Here is an 8,823-nt window from a genome sequence, read left to right as displayed (position 1 = left end):
GGCCGACTCATTTATCCAAGCGTTTACAACAAAGCTTTCGAAATTAACCTGCATTCTCTCCCCAAAATAAAACGCACCCACGGCGACAAGTCAGCCGAATATAAATATTTAAAGCGTTTAATCGCATTCTGCCATGAGCATGGCATTGTCAGATTTGAACAGAAACTGAAGTCCGACCTGCTGCGCCGCGAAGGCCTTAATTACTACGGTTTTGATCACACCAAGATACTGCGCTCCATACATCAGGAGTTTTTAGATATTCAGCAAAAGCTGAAGGTAGAAGCCATGACCCTTGAATCCATTACTGAAACCTTGATTGCCGAAGGGATTTGTAGCGGCACTCGCTCCGCTAATGCTACGAGTATTTACGCCATCCAATGGATGCATGGCCACACTTTTGACCTAAATAAAAAGCAGGTCCAAACGCACCGCGCCCGCCTGCGCAAAATCGGAATTGATATCGCTATGAAGTGCGACATCTCCAAATTCTCCCTGGTTACTGTGAAGGAAACCCGGGCAATAGAAGTAGGGACGGTCTCCGCCCCTTCGTGGTACCGCAAGCCGCAAGGTCACTTGCGTTTAGCTGCTTAATGACTCCCGAAGAACTGGGAAAAACTACTAACTGGAAGGTGATCTTATGAAAGTGATTGCAAAAGTACTCGACGTTTCAACCCGCGGATACAGAAAGGATGGCGAGCCCAAAACCGCTGCTGATCTGGTCCTAAAGTCCGGCACCTCCACCATTCAGGTGACCTTGTTTGATAAGGATGTTGGCGAGGGTCGCCACCTGATCTTTGACAAGCTCACCGGTCAGGAGGTTGTAGTTGATATTTCTGCGGAGGTTTATCGCGGCAATGTTAATTACCGCCTTGGCTTTGAAGACCCAACGCCATTAACACAGCCCACACCAGTTAAAACCAAGGCCGCGTAATGGATCTTGTGCGCATCGAAGATGCACCGCTTTGGCTTGGCGCGCACCCTGGATGGGGCCTGCGCTTCTCGCATCTCGCCGGCTACTTATGCCCGGTTGAGCTTAAAGGGGAGCGGTCCTAATGGACCCTACGTCCCAGGACATACAAAACCTAACGGCGGCCATCAATCAGCTGACCGCCTTAATGACCGAACTCTTTACCCCCGACTTGGATTTATACGGGGTTATTGCAGTGGGCTCGCTGACCTTCTTCGTCAGCGGGTTCGTTCTTAACAAAGTCGTATCACTGATGCGACGTTATTAAAACCAAGGAAGCTACCAATGAAAAAACTTGCTCAAACTCTCCGCACCGCAAAAGCCAAAGCCGCTATTGCTGCCACCTCTTTGCTTGTCGCTGCTCAGTCTTACGGGATTGAGACTCAAGACATCACAGATGCATACACCTCTGGTAACTCTGCTGTGTCTGTGACTACAGCCGGCATGATCACTCTGGTTGCCGGCGTTGTTGGTGTTGGTCTTGTTGTCGGCATGCTGCGCAAGCTGTAAGCAGTGGTCACAACCATCTTTCTTGTAATGCTATCGATAGGAGCTTTCTATGTTGGATTTTCCAATCGGTAGCGCCCGGCGGCCCTTCGGGGCCGTTATAAATCTATTCTTATTTTTACTTCTTAGTTTTGTTAGCCCTCTAGCATTAGCTGATGACATTGTTGAGAGGGGCTTCTATCAAAGCGAACAGGCAGCACAAAACGCCTGTGTCTCTGATATGCAAAATGATAATGCCAATGGCTGTAACTCTTGCGGAGGCTGTGGTTATTGGGGTTATTACGTCGGCCAAACTGGCTATTACTATCGCTTTAGTACATCTGGCAATGGTTGCCCTAGCGATAAAGCTCCTAACGATGACGGCATGTGCGTTGACCCAGAAACCCTCTGTGATTCTGATGATCTCCCAACCGGTGCCGAATGGAACTCACAAGCTGAGGCGTGTATCTGTCCAGAGGGCACATCAGCAATCATGCACCCCGATCTCGGATATCAATGTTTAGCAGATGTACCCGAGTGTACTGCCAACTCCCCCGGGTTCCGTGGTTATGCGGATGACACAGCAGTCTGTGACATGAACGAATTTTGCCCGGAAGGCCAATCTGGCGGCCTTGTAAATGGCAACTGGACTTGTATTGCCGATTCTAGCTGCGCAGCTGGCGAGACCTACATCAACGGCGCCTGTATTGGTCCGGATAATCTCACCTCAGACCCCACAACCGATTTTGACGAGACCGACACCGACGGCGACGGCATTCCAGATTCTAACGATGACGACATCGATGGCGACGGCACACCCAACGGCCAAGACGACGACATAGACGGCGATGGCATACCCAACGATGACGACCCAACGCAAGAGGGCGACAAAGACAAAGAGGGCAGCGCTAATGCTTCCGGCGGTTGTACAGTTGCTCCGCAATGCACCGGCGACCCTCAAGAGTGCGCCATCCTAAAACAGCAGTGGTACACCATGTGTCACTCTGATTTTGAATCACCAGATGAACAAGAATTTACCTCCGCTGCCCAGGACCGCTACGAACAAGCGCAAGCCGACTGGGACGAGACCATGCAAACCATCTATAGCGAGGTCTCCAACAAGCTTGATTTTAATTTGTCATCAGGTTCCGGAAGCCTCCCCAATGATGTCCGCAGCGTATTCGGTCAAAACATTAACTTCTCTATCTCTCAGTTTGGCAGCCAGCTCGGCAACGTCGGCAATCTAATTTACTTCGCCTGCACGCTATTAGCTGCCGGCATTCTGTTGAGGCGCTAACTATGGAATCGTTCGAGGCTTTACAGTGGATTGTCGATTGGCTTGGCAACTTGCGCGAAGAGTCAGATTCTTTTTTTGAGCAAGCCTTGCTCTGGTTTGCTGCGCTTTATATCGAAACCAAGATATGGGTTGCAGAAATGGCTTGGTCTGTTGCTTCAACCATCGTTGACTCCTTCCAGATTGGCAACATGGTCGGCAGTGCCTTCGGCGGTGTTAACTCAACCGCAATGAGTTACATCAACTACTTCAAGCTTGTCGACTGTATTAACGTCCTGCTCAATGCTGCCACCACACGCTTTATCCTCTCCATGGTGGGCTGGTAATGGCCGTTGTTATCCATCACGGCCCTAACGGCTCGTTTAAATCCTTTGGCGTTGTTCAGCGCTTCGCAGTTCCTGCTCTGCAGGAAGGGCGCACCGTTGTCACCAATATCAAAGGCTTCGATTGTATCGACCGCATCTGCGAAGCCCTGGGCGTAGACATTCCCCAGAATGCAGAGCTTATCTATATCGATACCCAGGGCAACGACGAAGCAAAGCAACACCTCGCGCGCTGGTTCCATTGGGCTCCCTTCGATGCGCTGCTTGTCCTGGACGAATGCCAGACCATCTACAGGGAAGGGCGGGGCGGTTTTAATCCCGACTCTGTGACTATCCACCCTGGCGATAATGTTCCGCCGGTTACCTGGACCGACTCTGACGGCAACACCAAACACATCGAGCGCCCCAGTACTTTATGGGAAGCCTTCGAGCGCCACCGGCACTTTAACTGGGATGTGTTCTTGGTCTCGCCAAACATCGGCAAGATCCACAAAGAGCTGCGCCTCAATACCGAGTTTGCATTCCGTCACCGCAACATGACTGGCGTTTTACCCTGGAAGTTTAGGCCCTGCTGGAAGGAGATAAAGCATGACCCAGAGAACAACGGCAAAGCCGTTTCTCACCTCATCCAGGAGAGGGAATACAAAGCAAACTCAAAAATCTGGGATTGCTACATGTCCACCGAAACCGGCGACCATCGGGAATCTGCGGTTGCATTTAAAGCGCTTAAGAGCCCAAAGCTCCTCTTTATGCTCGCGGTCTGCCTACTTAGCTTCATGTACTTTGGAGCTTCTGTGGTCGATCTGCTTGAAGATCGCCAAGCCAGCAAAGAGCCTGCTCAAGTTCCTGTGGCGCAAAGTCCTGCGCCGAATCCTGTTGTTCCTAGTGGTGATGGTGTGCGCAATGTTCCTAGTTCGGGGGCTCTTGTTCATAACGGTGCAATCGTCCGTTTAGCACATCAACTCCAGTTTGAGCTCACACGCATCACTGGCCACACAACGCGCGGCGAGCGCGATGATTATCTTTTTGAAGCTACCGACGGGAGTGACGATTACACCGTGACATCGCAAGAGCTTCGAGAGCTTGGTTTTACCGTGCAGCCCATTAACAGCTGCATGGTTCGCATCATCGTCGGCACAGAGTCTTTGATTGTTCTGTGTCGCAAGGTAGAGCCTGAGCCGATCACAGATCCCTTTGCGTATCCGCCACAACCTGAACAGCTATTGGCAGGAGGCTAGCGCATGAGCGTAGCGAGAGCCCGCAGCGAGCGAAGAGCTAGCCGGATGACAATAGCTGCTCGTGAGGCTTTGTAGTACATGCGCAGGGATAGGCATAGACAGGCAATGGAGAGTTTGCGACGGATGTGCAGGAGCTGGAATCTTAGTGGATAACCCAGCGCCGTTTGATCTGCACTTAACCATTTTTGCTAACGAGGTTCAGCCGCTCCGCGACTTCCTCGCGAGCATTAACACCGACCTGATTAACCTAACAACCAGGGACTTAAAACAAACGGAGAGCATCATGGGAGCACTACAGGAAATCATCGGAGAGCTTGACCAGATCACAGTTCGGCACGAACACCGCAATCAATCGTTCGGAAAACAGGGCCAGACTTGGTTATCGGAAATAGCTGCCAAGAAAAAATTGAAAACATGAGGGGGATCAATGGGTTGTGTTAATTCCGATATTTGTGAATATCGGAATATTTATATTTGAGTGTTTTCCACGTATAATTGGCCGCATTCCAACAACAATTTAAAGCTTCTATGTCTGCCACCAACCAGCCGCCTGCGCCAATCATCGACAACCTCAGCAATCTTGAGAATCCATTTCGCTACACGAGCTTTTCATCGAGCCAGTATATTAGCAAGCAGATTCCCGGCGCTGACACTGATCTGGAATTCGCGCTGAAGTTTCTCTACAGCTATAACGGCAGCCAAGCAACATTTAACAGTTACCGCCGAGAGATCGAACGATTGCTGCAATGGGCGTGGCGCGTAGAGGAAATTTCGATTATGACGCTGAAGCGTGAACACATTGAGGATTTTGTACAGTTTTGCATTGAACCGCCGATTGCTTGGATCGGTACTAAGAATGTAGCCCGGTTTAAAACCAGAAATGGTCAGCGCTTTGTGAATGCAGACTGGCGACCATTTGTGGTCAATGTTTCCAAGGTTGAGTTTCGAGCTGGCAAAACGCCTTCACCCAAAGACTTTCGTCCGTCCCAGGCTGCTATCAAGTGTATTTTTACCGCATTATCATCCTTGTTTGATTTCCTTTATCAGGAAGGCTTGGTCCCAGCCAACCCCGTAGCTCTCATCCGACAGAAAAGTAAGTTTGTGCGGCGCCAACAGCAAAACCAAGTCGTACGACGTATCAGTAATCTGCAATGGGATTATGTACTGGAAACGGCCGAAGTCATGGCTGAAATGTCACCTGGTGACCATGAACGTACATTGTTTATTATGAACGCCCTATTCGCCATGTACCTGCGAATCTCGGAATTGGTTGCCGATGAAAGGTCTGCACCTGTTATGGGCGATTTCAAGAAAGATCGCGACGGAAACTGGTGGTTCCATGTCACAGGTAAAGGTAACAAAGGGCGAGCAATCACTGTTTGCGATCAAATGTTGAATGCACTGAAACGCTATAGAATCCACTTACAACTGCCTGCTTTGCCGAGTATCAACGAGCAAACACCCTTGTTACAAAAGTCCCGCGGCAAGGGACCTGTTACCAGCACCCGACAAGTACGGATCATCGTACAGAGCTGTTTTGATGCTGCCTACCAGAGGATGGTTGAAGAAGGTTTGGGAGAAGACGCTGAGGACTTAAAAGCGGCAACAGTGCACTGGTTAAGGCATACCGGCATCTCAGAGGATGTAAAATACCGGCCCCGTGAGCATGTCCGTGATGACGCTGGCCACGCCAGTATGGCCACCACTGATCGGTATATTGATTCAGATATGCGTGAGCGGCACGAGAGTGGACGAACTAAACGAGTAAAGGAAGTGCGGTAGTAATACCGCCGCCCTACTCTACCGGCAAGCTTCCATTTTAAATGACAGTCTAAGTTGTCGTAATCCAAAGTTGATCTGACATTTGGTAGTTTTCAGAAGGTGTTCTGTCAGTCCAAGGTCAAGCAATGTGATTTATTCGGCAGAAGGTATCAAGCCAATCAGTAGTAATTAGTTTAGCTTTAGATAATAGTATCGAATTCACGCCTTCTCAGCTATTAGCTACTAATACAAGCTCCAGCCATCTACAGACGGTATATCGCCAAACATTCCTTGTTCGGCGCTCCAACCACCCGCTACCAATAACAGGGTTTTGTCAGAAAATTTCTACATCTACATTATCACTAACTAAGTGATCAGTATATTAACCGTACTCTTTTTCCAAAATGGAGCAAGTTAAATAGCTGGTGTGCGGTTGAGTTGCTGAATACTGGCAAGCAGTCCAGCGGCATGAATCCCGCGGCCTCGTGCAGCATTGGCCGCATTAGGGTCAGCTCGAGGTGGAGCGTAAGTCAAATTGGTCCACCCGTATAAACGGATTACGGAAGCAACTTTTTGCATAATGGCATTTCTCAAGCAGAGTTCGAGCTCTCCATTGGAAAATCCGATGCCCATATTCAAGGATCGAGATGTCCCTGAAAAATCCGCGTTTGGCTTACCGTTGAACCTAATAGTGAAACCACAAAAATCATCTTCCGACGATGCTAAGCGATTGTTTTGAGCCATAATGACACGAGCTAACTGTTGATGGCTCGTATTACCGCTACCTCTTCCTCCATGTACAATTGGAGCGACATTATGAGTGCCGACGAATTGAGGAAAAATATCATGCTTTATAGGTGTTCTCGTATTGTAGTGCGGGTTAGTCCCGGCTGCGCCACATAAATCAATGATTCCAGTTGTGATTTCCATCACACCCGTATATGCGTAATTCAACTGTACAATCGCTAAATTACTGAGTGCAGACGGGCTTAACCTAACTGCGAACGGGTAACTTCTCAAATAGCCTCTTGCCATAAGGCGAAAACTCCTAAGATACAAAGCAGTAGTCAACTAACAGCAGCCCAAAACTGCTATCACACACAACCTTGTAAGACAATCCTTGTGGTACTCCATTTTGTAAGTACCGTTATTATTCAATTGCAATCCATTTTTATTCAAATCCATTGCAATGAGGCGATCGTACCGCCATGAAAAAAAAAGTCAATGCGATTGTAACTTTTTGCTTTGATGGAAGTCACATATCAAAAACCTTTGATACTAAAAACCTCCTCATTGCCTATAATTTACTCTATCTATTCTGTTGATGACGCTCTAGGACATTTAGCTCTTACTAACACGTGTGAGATAGCCCTCAAGCAGAATTCACACTTCTGCCATGATGTTGAGAAAATTTAGCTCAAACTTATACGACAGTTACCATAAAAAACAAAAACAGATATAAAGCTAAATTCGTGCAAAAGAAAAAGTAATTGAAAATATATTAGTTTTAGACCATCTTATTGACCTTGCGGATAAATAGTTCAGTATGGCCATAGACAAAAGAAGTGTGAAACCTGATTTGATTTTACATTTGGATCGCATTGTATAGTGTCGCTAAGAGATCAACACCTGCTGTCAATTTAGGTCATTCGGCTTTTCATGATTAAGAAAGGTAATTACTGGAACAATGTAAAATGCAAGTAAATTTTTGTTTACTTTTTGTGAGTAGGGTCAGTGGTAAGTAATATGTGGAATCTAAGTAAATCTAAGGTAAGTAATGGGTATCACTTTACTATAAATAATAATCGAGAGGCTGTTACATTTTATGAGGTGCTGAAGTCCCTTCGGGATAATGCGAAATTTAGGAACTTTTTAATCTCTTCGCTTCAGGCGATTCCATATCAGGCGTATAGATGGGAGACACCAGGATTTACCAAGAAATCACTGCAAGGAATATTTGAGTTTGTCGTTTTAGATGCGCCATCTTTAGATCAAATGCCCAACTCAAGGCCTTTCGAGGCATATATTCGTGATACTTCAAAGTCCGTTGTTTGGTTTCAAAATCTTGGCAAAGATGCCACTGTCGTAGTGCCTTCAAATCAAGAAACCGCTGTAAATTATTGTCACTTAGCCTCCTTTACCAATACAGCACCCAGTAGGCAGCAGCATGAACTTTGGAGTACAGTTGGTGGCTTAGGTCTAAAGCTAGCTTCGAATAATCCTGTTTGGTTAAGCACAGCGGGCGGAGGTGTTGCATGGTTACACATTCGTTTCGATAGTAGGCCAAAATATTATCATTATACAGAGTTCAGAAAGCCACCCAATAAATAGAGTAGTTTAGCCTAAACCTGACGCATATCCTTGAAGCGCCACAGGTTGAACAGCATTAGATTGAGTACACTTAGCATTTAACTTCATAATTCGCGCTTTCCCTTATGGCGTATAGCGACACTTAGTTAGCAATTACTGCGAATGCCGGTTTCATCGCTGCAGTAAACTTCTGCGTCTCTGTTACATACATTCTTTGCATAGAGCAAATACTCAGTTTGCTCAATTCTCTAATCTGCCAACGTAAAGAAAATAACGTCATATATGCAAGAAGCTGTGATCCAGCAATCAGCATCAATCGTAAATGTAAAATAACTATCTTTTGCGCTATCCCCTTGAGAAAACAACATTAATTTGAACAAAAATAGGAAGCAACAGCAGACAAGGCCGGAAAATAAACAAGTCACTATATTATTCACAAAACTC

General features: G+C 47.1%; 11 protein-coding genes. 10 read left to right on the top strand and 1 reads right to left on the bottom strand.

Translation table 11 applies throughout. The annotated features are described in order from the left end of the window. From ABWV76_RS05335 to ABWV76_RS05295, 9 genes are all read left to right on the top strand, one after another. The coding region (locus ABWV76_RS05335; RefSeq protein ID WP_353375456.1) for a phage/plasmid replication domain-containing protein at nt 1-591 on the top strand (591 nt) is incomplete at its 5' end. A gap of 46 nt (nt 592-637) precedes the next feature. Continuing rightward, on the top strand, nt 638-931 hold the full coding sequence (locus ABWV76_RS05330; RefSeq protein WP_353375455.1) for a single stranded DNA-binding domain-containing protein: 294 nt from the start codon (nt 638-640) through the stop codon (nt 929-931). Nucleotides 932-1,052: 121 nt separating this feature from the next. Next, a complete protein-coding gene (locus ABWV76_RS05325) occupies nt 1,053-1,235 on the top strand; it encodes a hypothetical protein (RefSeq protein WP_353375454.1) in 183 nt (60 codons plus the stop codon). Between the two features lie 17 nt (nt 1,236-1,252). Further along, a complete protein-coding gene (locus ABWV76_RS05320; protein WP_353375453.1) occupies nt 1,253-1,477 on the top strand; it encodes a hypothetical protein in 225 nt (74 codons plus the stop codon). 49 nt (nt 1,478-1,526) lie between these two features. After that, on the top strand, nt 1,527-2,750 hold the full coding sequence (locus tag ABWV76_RS05315) for a hypothetical protein (protein WP_353375452.1): 1,224 nt from the start codon (nt 1,527-1,529) through the stop codon (nt 2,748-2,750). A gap of 2 nt (nt 2,751-2,752) precedes the next feature. After that, complete coding sequence (locus ABWV76_RS05310; protein WP_353375451.1) at nt 2,753-3,073, top strand: DUF2523 family protein; 321 nt, start codon at nt 2,753-2,755, stop codon at nt 3,071-3,073. Next, nucleotides 3,073-4,308, top strand: coding sequence for a zonular occludens toxin domain-containing protein (locus ABWV76_RS05305; protein ID WP_353375450.1), 1,236 nt, complete (start codon nt 3,073-3,075; stop codon nt 4,306-4,308). Before ABWV76_RS05310 ends, ABWV76_RS05305 begins: the two co-directional genes overlap by 1 nt. Before the next feature lie 145 nt (nt 4,309-4,453). Next, entirely contained in the window at nt 4,454-4,726 is a 273-nt protein-coding gene (locus tag ABWV76_RS05300) for a class I SAM-dependent methyltransferase (protein WP_353375449.1), read from the top strand. A gap of 110 nt (nt 4,727-4,836) precedes the next feature. Continuing rightward, entirely contained in the window at nt 4,837-6,090 is a 1,254-nt protein-coding gene (locus tag ABWV76_RS05295) for a tyrosine-type recombinase/integrase (protein ID WP_020415450.1), read from the top strand. A gap of 393 nt (nt 6,091-6,483) precedes the next feature. Here ABWV76_RS05295 and ABWV76_RS05290 read toward each other — a convergent pair whose 3' ends face one another. Further along, nucleotides 6,484-7,104, bottom strand: a complete 621-nt coding sequence (locus tag ABWV76_RS05290; protein ID WP_353375448.1) for a hypothetical protein — start codon at nt 7,102-7,104, stop codon at nt 6,484-6,486. A 711-nt stretch (nt 7,105-7,815) separates the two neighbouring features. Between ABWV76_RS05290 and ABWV76_RS05285 the strand changes: the two genes are divergently transcribed. After that, a complete protein-coding gene (locus ABWV76_RS05285) occupies nt 7,816-8,400 on the top strand; it encodes a DUF6940 family protein (protein ID WP_353375447.1) in 585 nt (194 codons plus the stop codon). Nucleotides 8,401-8,823 lie beyond the last annotated feature (423 nt).

It is taken from the genome of Microbulbifer sp. NBRC 101763, from assembly GCF_040371615.1.
In the GTDB taxonomy this organism is placed as follows: domain Bacteria; phylum Pseudomonadota; class Gammaproteobacteria; order Pseudomonadales; family Cellvibrionaceae; genus Microbulbifer; species Microbulbifer variabilis.
Note: the sequence above shows the minus strand (reverse complement) of the source record. Positions and strands in the feature narration are given on the sequence as shown.